General features: G+C 68.0%; 17 protein-coding genes. 9 read left to right on the top strand and 8 right to left on the bottom strand.

The genetic code is table 11. From position 1 onward, the window contains the following. Window positions 1–19 precede the first annotated feature (19 nt). The 4 genes from JQ639_RS09970 to JQ639_RS09955 all read right to left on the bottom strand — a co-directional run bounded on the left by JQ639_RS09970 (window position 20) and on the right by JQ639_RS09955 (window position 7100). Complete coding sequence (locus tag JQ639_RS09970) at window positions 20–2083, bottom strand: hypothetical protein (RefSeq protein WP_211965954.1); 2064 nt, start codon at window positions 2081–2083, stop codon at window positions 20–22. 198 nt (window positions 2084–2281) lie between these two features. After that, a complete protein-coding gene (locus JQ639_RS09965; RefSeq protein WP_211966547.1) occupies window positions 2282–5164 on the bottom strand; it encodes a DUF4159 domain-containing protein in 2883 nt (960 codons plus the stop codon). Further along, window positions 5164–6102 (bottom strand): DUF58 domain-containing protein, encoded by a 939-nt coding sequence (locus tag JQ639_RS09960; protein WP_211965953.1) that lies wholly within the window; start codon window positions 6100–6102, stop codon window positions 5164–5166. Before JQ639_RS09960 ends, JQ639_RS09965 begins: the two co-directional genes overlap by 1 nt. Then, the gene (locus JQ639_RS09955; RefSeq protein WP_211965952.1) at window positions 6102–7100 is read right to left on the bottom strand and encodes an AAA family ATPase; all 999 of its coding nucleotides are present in this window, start codon (window positions 7098–7100) and stop codon (window positions 6102–6104) included. The genes JQ639_RS09960 and JQ639_RS09955 overlap by 1 nt, the downstream gene beginning before the upstream one ends. A gap of 377 nt (window positions 7101–7477) precedes the next feature. Between JQ639_RS09955 and JQ639_RS09950 the strand changes: the two genes are divergently transcribed. The 4 genes from JQ639_RS09950 to JQ639_RS09935 all read left to right on the top strand — a co-directional run bounded on the left by JQ639_RS09950 (window position 7478) and on the right by JQ639_RS09935 (window position 10356). Then, on the top strand, window positions 7478–8086 hold the full coding sequence (locus JQ639_RS09950) for a DUF1285 domain-containing protein (RefSeq protein ID WP_211965951.1): 609 nt from the start codon (window positions 7478–7480) through the stop codon (window positions 8084–8086). Then, entirely contained in the window at window positions 8083–8757 is a 675-nt protein-coding gene (locus JQ639_RS09945; RefSeq protein ID WP_211965950.1) for a CoA pyrophosphatase, read from the top strand. Before JQ639_RS09950 ends, JQ639_RS09945 begins: the two co-directional genes overlap by 4 nt. Before the next feature lie 85 nt (window positions 8758–8842). Continuing rightward, window positions 8843–9106 (top strand): DUF6111 family protein, encoded by a 264-nt coding sequence (locus JQ639_RS09940; protein ID WP_211965949.1) that lies wholly within the window; start codon window positions 8843–8845, stop codon window positions 9104–9106. Then, window positions 9103–10356 carry a CCA tRNA nucleotidyltransferase gene (locus JQ639_RS09935; RefSeq protein WP_211965948.1) on the top strand — a complete coding sequence of 418 codons (1254 nt, stop codon included), beginning with the start codon at window positions 9103–9105 and terminating at the stop codon, window positions 10354–10356. Before JQ639_RS09940 ends, JQ639_RS09935 begins: the two co-directional genes overlap by 4 nt. A gap of 68 nt (window positions 10357–10424) precedes the next feature. Here JQ639_RS09935 and hemF read toward each other — a convergent pair whose 3' ends face one another. Genes hemF through JQ639_RS09915 form a run of 4 tightly spaced genes read right to left on the bottom strand, consistent with a single transcriptional unit; the run spans window position 10425 to window position 12810 of the window. Continuing rightward, complete coding sequence (gene hemF / locus JQ639_RS09930) at window positions 10425–11312, bottom strand: oxygen-dependent coproporphyrinogen oxidase (protein ID WP_211965947.1); 888 nt, start codon at window positions 11310–11312, stop codon at window positions 10425–10427. A gap of 23 nt (window positions 11313–11335) precedes the next feature. Further along, entirely contained in the window at window positions 11336–11704 is a 369-nt protein-coding gene (locus JQ639_RS09925) for a 6-pyruvoyl trahydropterin synthase family protein (protein WP_211965946.1), read from the bottom strand. 15 nt (window positions 11705–11719) lie between these two features. Then, window positions 11720–12352, bottom strand: coding sequence for a 7-carboxy-7-deazaguanine synthase (gene queE, locus JQ639_RS09920; RefSeq protein ID WP_211965945.1), 633 nt, complete (start codon window positions 12350–12352; stop codon window positions 11720–11722). Then, on the bottom strand, window positions 12349–12810 hold the full coding sequence (locus tag JQ639_RS09915) for a tRNA (cytidine(34)-2'-O)-methyltransferase (RefSeq protein ID WP_211965944.1): 462 nt from the start codon (window positions 12808–12810) through the stop codon (window positions 12349–12351). Before JQ639_RS09915 ends, queE begins: the two co-directional genes overlap by 4 nt. Window positions 12811–13084: 274 nt before the next feature. Here JQ639_RS09915 and petA point away from each other — a divergent pair, with 274 nt between their 5' ends. The 5 genes from petA (at window position 13085) to JQ639_RS09890 (ending at window position 19556) form a co-directional block, all read left to right on the top strand. Further along, complete coding sequence (gene petA / locus JQ639_RS09910) at window positions 13085–13612, top strand: ubiquinol-cytochrome c reductase iron-sulfur subunit (RefSeq protein WP_211965943.1); 528 nt, start codon at window positions 13085–13087, stop codon at window positions 13610–13612. A 47-nt stretch (window positions 13613–13659) separates the two neighbouring features. Beyond that, window positions 13660–15729, top strand: coding sequence for a cytochrome c1 (locus tag JQ639_RS09905; RefSeq protein ID WP_211965942.1), 2070 nt, complete (start codon window positions 13660–13662; stop codon window positions 15727–15729). A 209-nt stretch (window positions 15730–15938) separates the two neighbouring features. Further along, window positions 15939–16613: a dienelactone hydrolase family protein gene (locus JQ639_RS09900; protein WP_211965941.1), complete on the top strand. Its 675-nt coding sequence runs from the start codon at window positions 15939–15941 to the stop codon at window positions 16611–16613. Window positions 16614–16637: 24 nt separating this feature from the next. Then, the gene (locus tag JQ639_RS09895; protein ID WP_211965940.1) at window positions 16638–17114 is read left to right on the top strand and encodes a GNAT family N-acetyltransferase; all 477 of its coding nucleotides are present in this window, start codon (window positions 16638–16640) and stop codon (window positions 17112–17114) included. A 282-nt stretch (window positions 17115–17396) separates the two neighbouring features. After that, window positions 17397–19556, top strand: a complete 2160-nt coding sequence (locus tag JQ639_RS09890) for an anthranilate synthase component I (RefSeq protein ID WP_211965939.1) — start codon at window positions 17397–17399, stop codon at window positions 19554–19556. Window positions 19557–19564 lie beyond the last annotated feature (8 nt).

Genomic DNA, 19564 nt, shown 5'->3' with positions numbered 1-19564 from the left:
GGGCGCAGGCCGCGGTGACCTAGCGTCCCTCGCGCACCCAGGTGACGGCGAGCGCGCCGATCAGCAGCAGCAGGCCGACGAGGCCGGCGAACACCGGCAGCACGCCGATGCCGCGCACCACGCTGGCGTCGCGCATGCGCACACCGAGCCAGCCGTCGCCCTGGAACGAGGTCGCCGAATGCACCGGAACGATGCGCGGCACCGTGATGCCGGAGGCGTCGGCGATGCGGCGGGTGTCGCCGCCGGTCGCGCGGGTCAGCGGCGCCAGCGTGTCGGTGGTCGAGGTGACCTCGGAGAATTCCTTGGGGTTGACCGGGCCGACATTGATCAGCGCCTTGAGCGTGCCGTCGGTCGCCTGCCACAGGCCAAGCTCGTTGGCGTCGGTGATGGCGCGCCACTGGCCGGGATCGCCCGCGGTCATGTTCAGTGTGCGGGTCGCGCCGGACGGCGAGGTGACGGTCACCGGCGCGGCGGTATCGGCCATGGTCTGGCGCGTCACCTGCAGTTCATGGCCGTGGACGGCGAGGCGCAGCGCCTCCTCGTCGAGCTCGGGCTGCTTCATCAGCCAGTGCGACACGCGGCGCAGCAGGTCGAGGTGCGGGCCGCCGCCCTCATAGCCGCGCGCCCACAGCCAGATGTGGTCGGACAGGATCAGCGCGACGCGGCCTTCGCCCTGGCGTGACAGCACCAGCAGCGGCTTGTTGTCGGCGCCTTCCATCAGCGCCGGCGAAGTGATGTTGCGGGTGTCGACGAGGCGGAAGAAGCGGCTCCAGTGCGGTGGATCGCTCGCCGAGCCATCGAGGCCGCGCGTTACCGGGTGGCGCTTGCCGACATCGGTGAGCCGCGCCACAAATGCCTTCTCGGTGACGCCGACCGGTTCGGCCGGCAGCACGCTGTCGAGCGGCGTGCGCCAGATGCTGGTGGTCGAGGCGTAGTCCGGCCCCGCAGACACCAGCACGGCGCCGCCGTTGCGGACATAGCGCGCGATGTTGTCGAAATAGGAGATCGGCAGCACGCCCTGGCGGGCATAGCGGTCGAAGATGATCAGCTGGAATTCGTTGATCTTCTGCTGGAACAGCTCGCGCGTCGGAAACGCGATCAGCGACAACTCGTTGATCGGCGTGCCGTCCTGCTTTTCCGGCGGCCGCAGGATGGTGAAGTGCACGAGGTCGACGCTGGCGTCCGACTTCAGCAGGTTGCGCCAGGTGCGTTCGCCGGAGTGCGGCTCGCCGGATACCAGCAGCACGCGCAGCTTGTCGCGCACGCCGTCGATCGACACCACGGCGCGGTTGTTGACCGGCGTCAGCTCGTCGGGCAGCGGCGTCGCCTCGATCTCGATGATGTTGGGACCGGCGTGGGGAATGTCGATGCCGATGCTGACGGTCTGGCCACTCAGCACCTGGCGCTCGTTCAGCACCTCGCCGTCGCGCCGCACGGTGACGCGGGCCTGCTGGCCGGTGACGCCCTGGTCGTCGAGGCGATAGGTGATGGTCTGCTGCTGGCCGACAATGCCGAAGCGCGGCGCGGCGACGATGGCGATGCGGCGGTCGCGCTCGTCCTTGCGGCCGGTGATCAGCGCATGCAGCGGCGCGGAGAAGCCGATCGCCGCTGCGTTGGCGGGAATGTCGTGAACGCGGCCGTCGGTGATCAGGAACGCGCCGGCGACGCGGTCGGTGGGCACGTCGGACAGCGCCGAGCTGAGCGCGCCGAACAGCCTGGTGCCGTCGGTCTCGCCGTCGACCTGACCGGCATCGACCACGCGCACCTCGAGGCCCTTGATCTGCTTGAGACGGTCGACCAGCGCGGTGCGTGCCGCCTCGCTCTCCCTGGCGCGGTCGCCGAAATTCTGGCTCGGGCTGCGGTCGACGACAACGGCGGCGACCGACGACAATGGTTCGCGCTCCTCGCGCGTGAACGAGGGATTGGCCAGCGCGAGCAGGATCAGCGCCAGCGCCGCGACGCGGATCGCCGCGCCGCGGGCGCGTCCCACCAGCAGCAGCGCCGCGATCACGACAATGGCGCCGAGCCCGATCCAGAGCACGGTCGTCGGAACCAGCGGTGCGAAGGCGATGCCGTACTCCATGTTGCTCCTGTGGCGTCATGCGCCGACGCAGATTTATTTCCGGCTCATCCGTCCTCCTCCTGGTGAGGAGGCGCGAAGCGCCGTCTCGAACCATGAGGCCTGAACGTCGCGTTCGGCCTCACGGGTCTCATCCTTCGAGACGCCCGCTGTGCGGGCTCCTCAGGATGAGGAGATAGTCCGCCGCGAAGCCGCGGCGCATTACTGTCCCAGCCGCTCGATCAGCGCCGGCACGTGCACCTGGTCGGCCTTGTAGTTGCCGGTCAGCGTGTACATCACGATGTTGACGCCGGCGCGGAACGCGAACTCGCGCTGGCGCGGCTCGCCCGGTGTCAGCGGCAGCATCGGCTGGCCGTCGGGCCGCATGGCCCAGGCGCCGGCGAGGTCGTTCGAGGTGATGATGATCGGCGACACGCCGTCGCCGCCGCGCGCCGGGCGCACGTTGGCGTCGTCGTCGTCCTCGCGCGGCAACGCCTCGACCCAGGTCTGGCCGGTGTTGAAGCGGCCGGGGAAGTCGCGCAGCAGATAGAACGTCTTGGTCAGCACATGTTCGCGCGGCACCGGCTCCAGCTCGGGGATGTCGAGCGAGGACAGGATGCTGCGCAGCGTCTGCATGCCCGGCGTCTGGGCATCGCCGCCGGCACCGGGAGGCGCCTCGACGGCGTCGCGGGTGTCGAACAGCACCGTCCCGCCCTGCTTCATGTAGGCGTCGAGCTTGTTCAACGCTTCCTGCGACGGTTTCGGCGCGCCCGGCAGCACCGGCCAGTACACCAGTGGATAGAACGCAAGTTCGTCCTTCGCCGGATCGACCGCGACCGGATCGCCGGCCTCGAGCGCGGTGCGCTGCGCGAGGAACAGGGTGAGGCCCGACATGCCGGCCTTGACGATGCCATCGACATCGTCGTTGCCGGTGACGACATAGGCGAGGCGGGTCTGCGACACCGCGCGGATCGCGGCTTCGTCACTCGTGCTGGCCGCGGCAGGCGGCGGCGCAGCCGGCCTGGTCTGGGTTTGCTTCGTCTGCGCCTGGGTCCTGTCCTGCGCCGCGGCAGGATCCTGCCCCGCGAGCGTCAGTATCACGGCGAGTGCGGCGAGGCTGGCGGCTGCCGCGGGACGGCGGCGCAGCAGCGCGGCGATGCCGCCGCCGAGCAGGGCGACGATGATCGCATCGATCAGGAACAGCGCCAGCGCAGTCGACAGCATCAGGCCGCGCAGGTCGCGCGGTTCGGTGTTGGTGTAGGCGGCATGCCGCGCCCTGAGCGACGATGTGTCGAGCGCGGCGAGGCGGTCGGCGGCAGCCAGCGCGTTGACGGCGACCGGGCCGTCGGGTGGGCCGTAAAAGCCGGGCGGATGGTCGAAGGTGGCGCGATCGCGGAAATCGACCGGGATCGGCTTGGCGGTCGCCGGCGGCGGGCCGAATGCGCCGAAGCCGTCGAGCACGCGGCTCGGGGCGACGGCATCCTTGGCGGTTGCTTCGGTCGCGACACCCGGGCCGGGATTGCCGGTATAGCCGGACAGGTCGACGATCCGCCGCAGCATTTCGACAAAGGCGCCAGACAGCGGCAGGTCGGACCAGCGGATGTCCGCGCTGACATGGAACAGCACCACCATGCCCTTGCCGCGGCGCTCGCCGGTGACGAGCGGCGTGCCGTCGGCGAGCGAGGCCCAGCTGCGGGTCGCGAGCGACGGATCGGGTTCGGCGAGCACCTGGCGATTGACGGTGACGTCGGCCGGTACGGCGACGCCCGCGAACGGCCCGTCCGCGGCGAATGCGGCGAGGTGCTGCGGCTTTTCCCAGGTCAGGCTGCCGCCCAGCGTGCGGCCGCCACGGCGCAGCTTGACCGGCACGAGGTCGTCGTCGCCGGCAGCGAGGCGCGGGCCGGCGAAGCGCACCAGCACGCCGCCCTGGTCGATCCAGGCGCTCAGCCGGTCGCGGATGTCCGGCGACAGCGTGCCGACATCGGCGAGGATCATCATCGGCAGCTTCTGGTCGAGGAACTGGCCGATGCCCTGCGCCGGGGCGCCGCGCTCGCCGAGGCGGACATCGGCGAACGGCGCCAGCGCTCGCGTCAGGTAGAAGGTCGAGGCCAGCAGCGGCTGCGCGGTGTCACTGGTCGCGCCGCTGATGACGCCGACGGCGCGCCGGCGCCAGCGCTTGTCCAGCAGCTGTACGGCGCCGGCCGAGCGTTCGCCGGCGATCTCGAGGCGTGAAATGTCGTTGCGCAGCTCGACCGGCAGGTCGAACGAGGCCTCGGTCTCCAGATCCTGCGCCGACAGCACGAAGCGCGTCTCGCTGATCGGCGCGCCCTTCTGGTCGAGCGCGCGCACGAGGCCGGCATCGGCGCCGCCGCCCCGCGCGCGCAGCACCTTCACGGTCATCTTCGCGGCGGCATTCTCCGCGGCGGCCAGCGCATGCGCGGGCGGCACGCCGCCCTCGAGAATGGTCAGGCTGCGGTCGCCGATCGTCTTGCCGAGGCCAGCGACGAAGTCACTGCCGCGGCCGGTGTCGACGCCGTCCGACAGCCAGACGATGTCGGCGTCGCCGGTGGCGGCGAGGAAGCGCTGGAGGGCCGGCAGGGTCTCGATGCGCTCCACCGCGTAGGGTTTGGGGGCGAGTTGGCGCAACGCCACCCGCGCGGTGCCGGCGGGCATTAGCGTGATGTCGCGCGCCGGCTCCGACAGCGGCACCAGCGTCACCGCGCGGCGATCGCCGTCTGCGTTGGCGATCAGCTCGTCGGCGGCGCGCACCCGCGCGTCCCAGCTTGCGGCCGCGCTCCAGCCGTCATCGATCAGCAGGATCAGCGGTCCGCTGCTGCGCCCCGCCGCGCTCTGCGGATTCCAGACGGGCCCTGCGGCGGCAAGGATGACCAGCGCGGCGGCGGCGAGGCGCAGCAGCGTCAGCCACCATGGCGTGCGGGACGGCGTCTCTTCCTTCGGCGAGATGTCGAACAGCAGGCGGGTCGGCGGAAAGTCGATGCGCCGCGGCCGCGGTGGCATCACCCGCAGCAGCCACCACAGCACCGGCAGGCTGACCAGTCCAACGAGCAGCAGCGGTTCGGCGAACGACAGAGGCAGGCCGCCGATCATGCGCGCTGTCCCGCGTTGAGGGGCGTGCCGGCTCTGCCGGCGCTCAGGCTGCCGTGCAGCACCAGGAGGAGGTCGGCGGCGGAGCGGCTGGTGGTGTGGATGGAGAACAGCCAGCCGAGGCGATTGGTCTCGGCGCGGATCTCGGCGCGATGCCGCGCGACGCGGGCGACGTAATCGCTCGCCCAGGTCTCGGCGCGGCCGGCGGTGATCTCGCCGCCGCCCTCCGGATCGACGAATTGCACGCGGCCGGAATAGGGGAAGCTTTCCTCGGCGGGATCGACGACCTGCAGCAGCATGCCGTGCGCGCCGGAGGCGGAGAGGCCCGCCAGCATGGTGCGGATCTCGCCGATCGGCGTCCAGAAGTCCGACAGCACGAGGATTTCCGACAGCGGCGAGGGGACGAACGACGGCGGCAGGCTCAGGCGATCGCTGCGGTCGTGCAGGACGGCCTGGGCCATCTTGTCGATGATATTGCGGCTCGCGCTCGGCGGCATCAGGCCGGGAATGCCGACGCGCTCGCCGCCGGCGACCAGCAGCTCGGCGAGGGCGAAGCTAACGATCAGGCCGCGTTCGAGCTTGCTGTCGCGCGCGGTCTTCGAGGCGAACGCCATCGAGGCGGAGCGGTCGGGCCACAGCCACACGGTATGCGCCGCCTCCCACTCATGCTCGCGGACGTAGAGATGGTCGTCGCGCGCGGAACGGCGCCAGTCGACGTTCTGCGCCGGTTCGCCGGTGGCGAAGCGGCGGTATTGCCAGAAGCTTTCGCCCGGGCCGGCGCGCCGGCGGCCGTGCAGGCCATGGATGACGTTGGCCGCGATGCGGCGTGCCTCCAGCACGAGACGCGGCAGCGATGCCGCGAGCGTCCGGCTTTCGCCGTCGGCGCGGCGGACCGCAAGCGTCTCTCGTTGCGTCTGCTGGGGCGCGCGCTCCGCCATCAGCCGATCCGCGCCTTCAATTGACCGATGACGTCGGATATGGTCTGGCCTTCGGCGCGGGCGGCGAAGGTCAGCGCCATGCGGTGCTTGAGCACCGGTTCGGCAAGGTCGGCGACGTCGTCGATCGAAGGGGCGAGGCGGCCGTCGAGCAACGCGCGGGCGCGCACCGCGAGCATCAGGGCCTGGCTCGCGCGTGGGCCCGGGCCCCATGCGATCAGCTTGCCGGTGGCCCCGCTGTCGGGACCGGGACGTGCCGAGCGCACCAGCGACAGGATCGCCTCGACCACCGAATCGCCGACCGGCAGGCGGCGTACCAGCCGCTGCGCGGCGATCAGCGCTTCCGGGGTCATCGCGGCCTTGGCCTGGGTTTCCTCGGCGCCGGTGGTCTCGAACAGGATGCGGCGTTCGGCATCGCGGTCGGGATAGTCGACGTCGATTTCCATCAGGAAGCGGTCGAGCTGCGCCTCAGGCAGCGGGTAGGTGCCTTCCTGCTCCAGCGGGTTTTGCGTCGCCAGCACATGGAAGGGCTTGGGCAGGTCATGGCGCGCACCGGCAACGGTGACATGCTGCTCCTGCATGGCCTGCAACAGCGCCGACTGGGTGCGCGGGCTGGCGCGGTTGATCTCGTCGGCCATCAGCAACTGGGCGAAGACGGGGCCCGCGATGAAGCGGAACGAGCGCCTGCCGGTGGTGCTTTCGTCCAGCACTTCGGAGCCGAGGATGTCGGAGGGCATCAGGTCGGGGGTGAACTGGATGCGCTTGGCATCGAGCCCGAGCGTGATGCCGAGCGTTTCGACCAGCTTGGTCTTGGCAAGGCCTGGAACACCGATCAGGAGGGCGTGGCCGCCGGACAGGATGGTCACCAGCGTGTTCTCGACGACACGGTCCTGACCGAAGATGACGGTTGCGATCGCCTCCTTCGCGGCGCGAATCTGCCCGGCCACCTGTTCCGCGGAACGGACGATCACGTCCTCCAGTTTCTCAACGCTGTCTGCCATCGATCTCTCCTGTGGATCGCCCAGTCCGGTGCTCGCCGCTGCCTCCGGGGAGCGCCGCTCTGCCGGGCGTAAAACCCGTGCGCGATGGCCCGCGGCTGGACTGTCCCATTCCGTCTTCCATGCTAGACTTCCCGCAAGACCATGTATGTCCTTGAATTAAGCTTTCCCCACCTTATCCGTAGAGGTCGGGCGGGCCGATCACGAGTTGGAGACCGTGCCGTTGCGTCAGGGCCGCGCCGTTCAGGTTGCATCGTTCCGACCTGTCTCAATTCGGTCCGCATCAGCCCGGTTTACATCCGTTCGTTTTGCATCGATCTTGGTCGCATCGTGATTGCATCAATCGTGCCAAACTGAGTGGGCGAGCGTCGGGGCAAACCATGGCGAAGCAAGGGCAGACGGCGAGGCCGCAGACCGGCAATGCGCTGGACGATATTGCCGGTGCGGCCCGCAACGCCGGCGCGCGCGGGCTGCCGCCGGTCCACCTGTGGAATCCGCCGTTCTGTGGCGATCTCGACATACGGATCGCACGTGACGGCACCTGGTTCTATCTCGGCACGCCGATCGGGCGGCCGGCCCTGGTGAGGCTGTTTTCGACCGTGCTCAAGCGCGAGGGCGACAGCTATTTCCTGGTCACGCCGGTCGAGAAGGTCGGTATCCGCGTCGACGATACGCCGTTTCTGGCGGTCGAGATGCGGGGCGAGGACGGCGCGGCGGGGACGGAGTTGCACTTCCGCACCAATGTCGACGACTGGGTGCGGTGTGATGCCGAGCACGGATTGCGTTTCGAAAGCGCTGCCGACGGCGGCCTGACGCCCTATCTGCATGTCCGCGCCGGTCTGTGGGCACGGCTGACGCGGGCGATATACTACGATCTGGTAGAGCTCGGCGAGGAGCGAATCGCCGACGGTCATGCCAAGTTCGGCGTGGCGTCGGCGGGCGCGTTTTTTGCGATGGCCGACGCGGAGCAGGCAAGAGGCGTGACTTGACCGAGCCGTTACTGAAGCGGGACGCGACCGCCGATCTCACCTCGGCGGAATTCTTCGGGCGCGCACAGGCGCGCCTGACGTTCGATGTGCCGCCAGGGCTGACCGACGCAAGCATCATTCCGCGGAGCGGCGACGAGGGCACGGATCAGATGCTGCGTGTGGTCGCGCAGGAGCGGCCGATCCGCCCGGCCGCGGTGCTGATCGGCATCGTCGAGCGCGACAGGCCGACGGTGCTGCTGACCCAGCGCTCTGCACACCTCAACGATCATGCCGGGCAGATCTCGTTTCCCGGCGGCAAGATTGATCCCATCGACGCGACGCCGCTGGATGCGGCGCTGCGCGAGGCCGAGGAGGAGATCGGGCTCGACCGAGCGTTTGTCTCTCCGGTCGGCTATCTCGACCTCTATGCCACGGGCTTCGGGTTCCGCATCCTGCCGACAGTGGCGCGGGTGCGCCCGGGCTTCGACCTGCATGTCAATGCCGACGAGGTCGACGAGGTGTTTGAGGTGCCGCTGGCGTTTCTGATGGATCCCATCAATCATCAGGTGCACAGCAAGGAATGGCGCGGCATGATGCGGTCCTACTACGCCATGCCGTTCGCCGAACGTTACATCTGGGGCGCCACCGCGGGAATCCTGCGGGTGCTGTATGAACGGATCATCGTCGCGTGATGAACCGTGATCCCAGTATGGTCGCCTGCGGCGCGGCACCGGAGCGCATCGTCCGGGCCGTCGCGGCCTGTTCGGGAAGGCAGCCATGATCCGGCCGTTGCTGACCGAGATCGGTATCTTCCTGATTCCGTTCGCGGCTTATGCCGTCTTTCTGATCGCGACGCGCGCCGGGCTGTTGGCGCCGACATCGTGGCCTGCCGTGGTCGTGGTCAGGCTGTTGATCGGAGCGCTGCTCCTGACCATCGTCAGTCTCGCCCTGCTCACGACGTATTCGGGAGCGCCGCCAAACGCGACCTATGTGCCCGCGCACATGGAGAACGGGCAGCTGGTGCCGGGGGCATACAAATGAGCGAGCCCTTGCTGAGCGCCGCGCCATGGCTGCGCGAGGGGCCGGCAGGCCGCGTGCTCGCGCTGCTGGGGTGCGATGGCGAGGAGGCACGTGTCGTCGGCGGCGCGGTGCGCAACGCATTGATCGGCTGCCCGATCGGCGACATCGACATCGCGACCACGGCGCTGCCGCAGGAAGTCGTCCGTCGCGCCGGCGCGGCCGGCTTCAAGTCGGTGCCGACCGGCATCGAGCACGGCACGGTGACGGTGATCGTCGACGGTCAGCCGTTCGAAATCACGACGCTGCGTGAGGACGTCGAGACCTATGGCCGCAAGGCGAAGGTGGTGTTCGGGCGCGACTGGGCGCGCGACGCGGAACGCCGCGACTTCACCATCAATGCGCTGTCGGCGTCGGCCGACGGCGTCGTGCACGATTATGTCGGCGGTCTCGCCGACATTCCGGCGCGGCGGGTGCGTTTCATCGGCGAGCCCGATGCCCGCATCGCCGAGGACTATCTCCGCGTGCTGCGCTTCTTTCGCATCTCCGCGGCCTATGGCCCCGGCGTGCTCGATGGCGACGGTGTCGCGGCCTGCACGCGCGCACGCGGTGGGCTCGCCACGTTGTCGGCGGAGCGGGTGCGGATGGAGATGCTCAAGCTCGTGGTGGCGCCGCATGCGGCGCAGGCACTGACGACAATGGGCGATGGCGGGCTGCTGCTGGCGCTGCTCGGCGGCGTCACTTATCACGGCGCGTTCGCGGCGATGGTGGCTGCCGAAGCTGTGCTGCAGCGCGCGCCCGATCCAATGCTGCGGCTCGGCGCGCTCGCGGTCGCGGTCACCGAGGACGCGCGGCGGCTGGCGCAGCGCCTGCGGCTGTCGAACGCCGAGGCCAAGCAGCTCGACTCCATGGGCCATCGCTGGTGGCGGCTGAAAGGCATGGACGACGCGCTTGCCCGCCGGCGGCTGTACCGCCTTGGCGTGCGCAACTATCGCGACCGTATCCTGCTGGCCTGGGCGCGTGCCGGCCGGGACCACGACGACCCGCGCTGGATCGAACTCGCCACGCTGCCCGACCGTTGGACCGCACCGAAGTTTCCGATCAAGGCTGCGGACATGATCGCGCGTGGCATCGGCGAGGGGCCCGCGCTCGGCCATATTCTCACGCTTGCCGAGGACGCCTGGCTCGCGAGCGATTTCGCGTCCGATCCGGACAGCCTGACGCGGATCGCCGACCAGACTGTCGCACGGTTCCGCCGCGAGCACCGCCTGTAACGAGTTGTTCGAGGTGCACAAGCTCCTCTAGATGACGGGCGAGGGCGCGGCGTGGTCACGTTTTCAGGTTACGGCCACTTCACCTCCGGCGGCATCGAAGACAGGATCGAATCGACATTACCGCCAGTCTTCAGGCCGAAGATCGTGCCGCGATCGTACAGCAGGTTGAACTCGACATAGCGGCCGCGGCGCACCAGTTGCTCCTGGCGGTCGGCGTCGGTCCAGGCGGTCGCCCAGTTGCGCCGCACGAGTTGCGGATAGATCGCGAGGAAGGCGCGGCCGACATCCTTGGTGAAAGCGAGATCGGCGTCCCAGCTGCCGCTGTCGAGCCAATCGTAGAAAATGCCGCCGATGCCGCGCGCCTCCTTGCGGTGAGGCAGGTAGAAGTACTCGTCGCACCAGGCCCTGAACTTGTCGTAGGGGGCGACGGCGGGATGGGCATGGCAGGCGTCGCGCAACGCGCCGTGGAACGCGACGGTGTCGGCGTCGTCCTGGGTGCGGCGCCGGTCGAGCACCGGCGTGAGGTCGGCGCCGCCGCCGAACCAGGCCTTGGTGGTCACCACGAAGCGCGTGTTCATGTGCACGGCCGGCACATGCGGACTGCGCAGGTGCGCGATCAGCGAAATGCCGGATGCCCAGAACCGCGGATCCTCCGCGGCGCCGGGAATCTGGGCGCGAAATTCGGGCGCGAACTCGCCGTGCACGGTGGAGCAGTGCACGCCGACTTTTTCGAACAGGCGGCCGCGCATCATCGACATCACGCCGCCGCCGCCCGCCGCGCCGCTGTGGTCGGTGCGTTGCCAGGGTGTGCGCACGAAGCGGGCCGGGGCATCCGGAAACAGCTCGGGCGGCGCTTCGTCCTCAAGCTTTTCGAACGCCGCGCAGATCTGGTCGCGCAGGCTCTCGAACCAGCTTCGCGCCGTCTGCTTGCGTGTCTCGATCTCCGTCATGTCCATATCCGTCTTGCCTTCCGAAAATGTCAGCGGCCCTGCGGGCCGAAATAGCTGCAGCTCTCGCCGCAGCTGTCACGGTGGACACTGACCCGCACCACCGGGCCGGCGCTCTGCACCCGCTCCCAGATGAAACGTGTCAGGTTCTCCAGCGTCGGCACGCCGAGCGTCGCGATGCGGTTGAGGAGCTTGTGGTCGAGGCTCGCCCGCACCTCCGCGATGCGGCGCTCGAGCAGACCGAGATCCATCACCATGCCGGTCGCCGGGTCCGGCGTGCCGCGCACCGTGACCTCGGCTCGGAACGAATGGCCGTGGATCTCCTCGGCGATGGCCTCGAGTGTCGTGCCGGACAGCGCATGCGCCGCCTCGAAATGGAACGACTTGGTCAGTTCCCACATCGGTTCGATCAATCCCTATCTGATGCCGAGCGTCTTGTGCGTCTGCACGCTGAGCCGCCACTGCGGGTGGGCGAGACAATAGGCGACGGCCAGCTCGGTATTGCGCGCGGCGTCGGGCCCGTCCATGGGCTGCAGCGAAAAGCGCTGGAAGGCGAGGTCGGCGAATGCCTCTGGCGGCGCGCCCTCCTGCGGGTAGACCAGTTTCAGCTCGTGGCCGGCCCGGATCTCGAGCGGCGCACCGGCCTTCGGGCTGACGCACAGCCAGTCGAGGCCCGGCGGGGGGGCGATGGTTCCGTTGGTCTCGACCGCAATGGTGAAGTGCCGCGCGTGCAGTGCAGCAATCAAGGCCGGGTCGATCTGCAGCATGGGTTCGCCGCCGGTCAGGACGACGTAGCGGTGGGCCTCTGGCCCGCTCCAGGTTGCCGCGATGACGTCGGCGAGAGCCTCGGCCGTGGCGTAGCGGCCCCCCAGCGTGCCGTCCATGCCGACGAAATCTGTGTCGCAGAACCGGCAGACCGCCTCGCCGCGGTCCTGCTCCCGGCCGGTCCACAGGTTGCAGCCGCTGAAGCGGCAGAACACCGAGGCCCGGCCGGCCTGGGCGCCCTCACCCTGCAGGGTCAGGAAGATCTCCTTGACGGCGTAACTCATGTCAGGCTGCCTTTGCTGGTCTGGCGCAGCGCTTCGCCGAGGGCCATTGCCACCGTCATGGCGACGTTGATCGAACGCAGGGCTGGCGCCATCGGGATCCGCAGCCGGGCGTCTGCCGCCGCAGCCACCTCGTCCGGCACCCCGGCGGACTCCCGCCCGAACAGCAAGATGTCGTCCGGCGAAAAGCGGTAGCTGAGGTAGGGCTGGGCGCCCTTGGTGGTGAACAGCACCAGGCGGGCCCCGGCCTCTGTCCGCCAGGCGGCAAATTCGCTCCAGGAGACATGGCGGTGGATGGCCACCTCGTCGAGATAGTCCATGCCCGAGCGGCGGAAATGATAGTCGCTGACCGGGAAGCCAGCCGGCTCGATGATGTGGGCCTCGACCGACAGGCAGGCACACAGGCGCAGAATCGTTCCGGTGTTCTGCGGGATGTCGGGCTGAAACAATGCGATCCGCATCGGAAAGTGGCCTCGGGCGGATGACAGAACCGCAACAGAAATCGGGATTTCGTGCATCGCACGGGAGTCTGCCGATAGCGGGCTTGCGCTCTCCCGGCAAGGGTGCCAATAGAACGATTCTGGATTGCATGTTCCGTCCGGTCTATGGCCGGCTTGGGGGGCTGTGGTCCTGCTGCCGCGGGGTGACCCGCGGACCGGCGACCTCCCGGATCGCTCGCTTGTATGCGTCCCGGGGGCGGTTCCGCCGGCTGCAGACCAGAAAGGGTTTGGGATCGTGACGACCTCGACTTCGGCGGAGCCGACCCGCCGCGATTTTCTCTATGTCGCAACCGGAGCCGTGGCGGCCGTCGGTGCCGTTGCAACGGCCTGGCCTCTCATCTCCCAGATGAATCCGGACGCCTCGACCATCGCGGCCGGCGCGCCGATCGATGTCGATCTGACGCCGATCGCCGAAGGGCAGGCGATCAAGGTGTTCTGGCGCGGCAAGCCGATCTACATCATGAACCGCACCAAGAAGCAGGTCGAAGAGGCCCGCTCGGTGCCGGTTGCAAGCCTGCCGGATCCGCAGACCGACCAGGCGCGGGTCAAGGAAGGCCACGAGCAGTGGCTGGTCGTGATCGGCATCTGCACCCATCTCGGCTGCATCCCGATCGCGCACGAAGGCAATTACGACGGCTTCTTCTGTCCGTGCCACGGTTCGCAGTACGATTCCTCGGGCCGCATCCGCCAGGGACCGGCGCCGGCGAACCTGCCGCTGCCGCCGTATGCCTTCCTTTCGGATAGCAAAATCAAGATCGGCTGAGCCCTCAAGCTGCCGACGCCTCGCATCACCTTTCTCAGGAACGCACCATGAGCGGACCCTCCAGCTACAACCCGCAGAACGCAGTCTTGAAGTGGGTCGAACGGCGCCTGCCGATCGGCGGCCTGATCCACTCCTCGTTCGTCTCCTATCCGACGCCGCGCAACCTCAACTACTGGTGGACGTTCGGCGCCATCCTGTCGATGATGCTGGGCATTCAGATCATCACCGGGATCATCCTGGCGATGCACTACACGCCGCATGCCGACCTCGCCTTCAAGTCGGTCGAGGCCATCATGCGCGACGTCAATTACGGTTGGCTGCTGCGCTACCTGCACTCCAACGGCGCGTCGATGTTCTTCATTGCCGTGTACGTGCACATGTTCCGTGGTCTCTATTACGGGTCGTACAAGGAGCCGCGCGAGATCCTCTGGATCCTCGGCGTCATCATCTACCTGCTGATGATGGCCACCGGCTTCATGGGCTACGTGCTGCCGTGGGGCCAGATGAGCTTCTGGGGCGCCACCGTCATCACCAATCTGTTCTCGGCCATCCCCTATGTCGGCGAAAGCATCGTCACCCTGCTGTGGGGCGGCTATTCGGTCGGCAACCCGACGCTGAACCGCTTCTTCTCGCTGCACTATCTGCTGCCGTTCGTGATCGCGGGCGTGGTCGTGCTGCACATCTGGGCGCTGCATGTCGTCGGCCAGAACAACCCGGCCGGCGTTGAGCCGCAGACCGAGAAGGACACCGTGCCGTTCACGCCGTATGCGACCATCAAGGACGCGTTCGGCATGTGCTGCTTCCTGCTGTTCTTCGCCTGGTTCCTGTTCTACACGCCGAACTTCCTCGGCGATCCCGACAACTACATCGTCGCGAATCCGGGCGTGACCCCGGCCCACATCGTGCCGGAATGGTATTACCTGCCGTTCTACGCCATCCTGCGCTCGATCCCGAGCAAGCTCGGCGGCGTCGTCGCGATGTTCAGCGCCATCCTGGTGCTGGCGTTCCTGCCCTGGCTCGATGGCGCCAAGGCGCGCTCGTCGCGCTATCGGCCGATGGCGAAGCAGTTCTTCTGGATCTTCGTGGTGGTCTGCCTGGTGCTGGGCTGGCTCGGCGCGCAGCCGCCGGAAGGCATCTATGTGATCGCGGGCCGCATCTTCACCGCTTACTACTTCTTCCACTTCCTGGTGCTGCTGCCGATCCTCAGCCGCGTCGAGACGGCACGTCCGCTGCCGAACTCGATCGCCGATGACGTGCTCGGCAAGGGCAAGTTGAAGACGGTCGCCTCGGTGCTTGCGGTGTTCGGTCTTGCGGGCCTGCTGCTGGCCGGCACCTCCGGCACATCGCGTGCCGAGGACGCCCACAGCCAGCCGACCCCGCCGTCGATCAAGTGGTCGTTCGCCGGTCCTCTCGGCAAGTTCGATCAGGGGCAGCTGCAGCGCGGCCTCAAGGTCTACAAGGAAGTCTGCTCAAACTGCCATTCGCTGAACTACATCGCGTTCCGCAACATAGCGGATCCCGGTGGCCCGGGCTATTCCGAAGCCCAGGCGGCGAGCCTTGCGTCCGAGTACAAGATCAAGGACGGTCCGAACGACCAGGGCGAGATGTTCGAGCGTCCCGGCCGTCCGGCGGACTACTTCCCGGCACCGTTCCCGAACGACCAGGCAGCCCGCGCCGCCAATGGCGGGGCGCTGCCGCCTGACCTGTCGCTGATGGCCAAGGCGCGCGGTTATGAGCGCGGCTTCCCGCAGTTCCTGATCGACCTGGTGATGCAGTTCCAGGAGAAGGGCCCGAACTACATTGCCGCCCTGCTGCAGGGCTACGAGGACGCGCCCAAGGGCTTCGCCCTGCCGGCCGGCTCGAACTACAACAAGTACTTCCCGGGTCATGCGCTCGGCATGCCGAAGCCGCTCAGCGATGGTCAGGTGACCTACGACGACGGCTCGCCGCAGACCGTTCAGCAGTACGCGACCGACGTCGCAGCGTTCCTGATGTGGACCGCCGAGCCGAAGCTCGAGGCCCGCAAGAAGCTCGGCCTGCAGGTCTTCATCTTCCTGATCGTGCTGTCGTTCATGCTGTACTTCACCAAGCGTAAGGTCTGGGCCAACGCCCACTGATCGCTTCGGCGCTTGATTGATCGCGAAAAGGGCTCCCCTCGGGGAGCCCTTTTTTCATGGTGGCTGTGTGCTGCGTTGCGCCGCGCGCCGTGCACGTCCACGCCGCGTGCGGCCATTCGGCGATTGCGTGGCGCTGCGGCCGGCGGCATGCTGCGCCCGCCGCGGTACGCCCTCACGTGCCGCTCAAGTTCAAGTCCCTGGAGGAAGTCATGGGAACCAGCATCACGTTCAAGCGTCCGGATGGCAAAGAGGCCAAGGGCTATCTCGCCAACGCCTCGCGCGGCAACGCGCCCGGCGTGATCGTCATCCAGGAGTGGTGGGGCCTGTCCGAGAACATCAAGGGCCTGACCGATCGCTTCGCGCTGGCCGGCTTCGATGCGCTGGCGCCGGATCTCTACGACGGCGTGGTCGTGCCCTATCACGACTCCGATGCCGCCAATAAGGAGATGACCTCGCTGGATTTCCTCGACGCCACCGAACAGACGGTGCGCGGCGCGGTGCAGTATCTCAAGCGCAACGGCGCCAAGGTCGGTCTCACCGGTTTTTGCATGGGCGGCGCCGTCACCATCATCGGTGCGGCACGCATTCCCGAACTCAGCGCTGGCGTGTGCTTCTATGGCATTCCGCCTGAGCAGGCTGCCAAGCCGTCCGATGTCAAGGTGCCGCTCCAGGGCCATTTCGCCAACAAGGACGACTGGTGCACGCCCCAGGCGGTCGACGCCTTCGAGAAAGGCCTGAAGGCGGCGGGCAAGGCCGCCGAATTCTTCCGCTATGATGCCGACCATGCGTTCGTAAACGAGCAGCGCGCTGCCGTGCATGACCGGCAGGCCGCCGAGCTTGCCTGGGATCGCGCCGTCGCGTTCTTCAGCAAGCATCTCGGGTAAGCCCGGCAGACGGAGGCCGCTGGATTGCACTATTCGATTTCGGATCTGCGCCAGCGGCCGGACTTCTTCGATACGGTCGCGGATCGCATCTGGTCGGCATGGTGGCAGCGCCATGGCGTGGCGCGGGGCTACATCGTCGGCCGGCTGCAGGAAAACCTGGGGGCGGCCGCGATCCCGTTCGCGCTGGTGGCGCATCGCGACGATGTCTTCATGGGCATGGCCTCGGTGATCGCGTCCGATCTCGACGAGCGCCCGCAATATACGCCCTGGGTCGCCGCGGTGTGGGTCGAGCCGCAATTCCGTACGCAGCGGCTCGGTGGGGCGCTGGTCGACGCGGCGACCGAGGCGGCCTTCCGCCTTGGCGAGCCTTGCCTCTATCTCTGCGCGGCGGCGCCCCGCCGCGCCTTCTATGAGCGGCTGGGCTGGCAGCCGATCGAGGAGCAGGTCGGCGAGCTCCGCCTGACCGTTTTCCGCAAGGATCGGCCTGTCGCGGAGGAATGACCGACGCGGTGGCCGGGCGGGGAAGGGGCTTTCCTGGATGTGACGGCGCCTGACGGGCGGATTCTGCCGCCCGCGCCCCTTGACGCCCCCGCCGTGGCGTGGTGTTTTGCGCTCCATGAACACCGTCGCTCGCCCATCCCGTCTTTGGTGGCCCACCTTCTAAAGGTGGCCGGTGCGATTTTTTTCCCCGTTTTCGCAATCGTTCAGGCCGTCATCGCAGTGCGACGGCCTTTTGTTCGTGTGTTCTGCATGGCGCGCCTTCCAAGACCCTGAGAGGACCCCATGAATAGAACCATCTTCTCGCTTCCCGCCCACAGCACCTACCGGACCGCCGGCGGCCTCGAGGTCACGCGGGTCGCCGCGCACTTCACCGGGGGCGCCGCGCTCGACCGCCTGATCGAGAAGCTCGATCACCGCCGCGGTGTCGTGCTGTCGTCGGGCACCACCGTGCCTGGCCGCTATGAGAGCTTCGACCTCGGCTTTGCCGATCCACCGCTGCGGCTCGAGACCACCGGCTTCAACTTCCTGCTCCATGCGCTCAATGCGCGCGGCAAGGTGCTGATCGGGTTCCTCGCCGATACGCTCAATGAACCCTGCGTGGTGGTCACCGAGCGCAGCGCGACGCGGCTCGCCGGTCACATCCTGCGCGGCGAAGCGCCAGTCGAGGAGGAGCAGCGCACCCGCCGCGCCAGCGTCATGTCGCTGGTGCGCGCCATCGTCGGTGCGATGGGCGAGACCGCCGATCCGCTGCATGGCCTGTTCGGCGCTTTCGCCTATGATCTCGTGTTTCAGATCGAAGACCTCGAGCAGAAGCGTGCGCGCGAAGCCGATCAGCGCGATATCGTGCTCTACATTCCCGACGAGCTGCTGGTGTACGACCGCGCCACCGGCCGCGGCGTGACGCTGACCTACGATTTCGCCTGGAAGGACAAGGCCACCGCCGGGCTCGATCGCGAGACGCCGGACAGCGTGTATCTCAAGACGCCGCGCCAGGGTTTTGCGGATCACGCCCCCGGCGTTTACCAGGCCACGGTGCAGAAGGCGCGCGAGGCGTTTGCCCGCGGCGATCTGTTCGAGGCGGTGCCGGGCCAGCTTTTCGGCGAGCCGTGCGAGCGCTCGCCGGCGGAAGTGTTCCAGCGCCTGTGCAAGATCAATCCGTCGCCCTATGGCGCGCTGATGAATCTCGGCGATGGCGAGTTCCTGGTGGCGGCGTCGCCGGAGATGTTCGTGCGCTCCGACGGCCGGCGTGTCGAGACCTGTCCGATCTCGGGCACTATCGCGCGCGGTGTCGATGCGATCGGCGATGCCGAGCAGATCCGCCAGCTCCTGAACTCGGAGAAGGACGAGTTCGAGCTCAACATGTGCACCGACGTCGATCGCAACGACAAGGCGCGTGTGTGTGTGCCCGGCACCATCAAGGTGCTGGCGCGGCGGCAGATCGAGACATATTCGAAGCTGTTTCACACCGTCGACCATGTCGAGGGCATCCTGCGTCCGGGCTTCGATGCGCTCGATGCGTTTCTCACCCACGCCTGGGCCGTGACCGTGACCGGCGCGCCGAAGCTGTGGGCGATGCAGTTCGTGGAAGACAATGAGCGCTCGCCCCGCCGCTGGTACGCCGGCGCGATCGGCGGTGTCGGTTTCGACGGCGGTATCAACACCGGCATCACCATCCGCACCATCCGCATGAAGGACGGCATCGCCGAGGTTCGCGTCGGCGCGACCCTGCTGTTCGATTCCGATCCCGTGGCCGAAGAGAAGGAATGCCAGACCAAGGCCGCGGCGCTGTTCCAGGCGCTGCGCGGCGACGCGCCAAAGCCGCTGTCGGCGTCGGCGCCCGACGCGGCTGGCTCTGGCAAGAAGGTGCTGCTGGTCGACCACGAGGATTCGTTCGTGCACATGCTGGCGGACTATTTCCGTCAGGTCGGTGCGACCGTCAGCGTCGTGCGCCACACCCATGCCCTGGAGATGCTGGAGCGTCACGCCTACGATCTCCTCGTGCTGTCGCCGGGCCCCGGCCGCCCGGAGGACTTCAAGATCGCGCGGACGCTCGACGCCGCGCTTGGCAGGAAGCTGCCGGTGTTCGGCGTCTGTCTCGGCGTGCAGGCGATCGGCGAGTATTTCGGTGGCGTGCTCGGCCAGCTCACCCAGCCGGCGCACGGCCGTCCCTCGCGCATCCAGGTTCGTGGCGGCACCTTGATGCGCAACCTGCCGAACGAGGTTGTGGTCGGGCGCTACCACTCGCTCTATGTCGAGCGGGACAGCATGCCGGAGGTGCTGCAGGTAACGGCTGCGACCGACGACGGCGTGGCGATGGCGATCGAGCACAAGACGCTGCCGGTCGGCGGCGTCCAGTTCCACCCGGAATCATTGATGTCGCTGGGCGGCGAGGTCGGACTTCGCATCGTGGAAAACGCATTCCGGCTCGGCGCCGCGCGTTAGCGCAGGCC

The organism is Bradyrhizobium sp. U87765 SZCCT0048, assembly GCF_018131225.1.
Taxonomy (GTDB): Bacteria; Pseudomonadota; Alphaproteobacteria; order Rhizobiales; family Xanthobacteraceae; genus Bradyrhizobium_A.
This window is presented reverse-complemented; position numbering and strand designations above follow the sequence as displayed.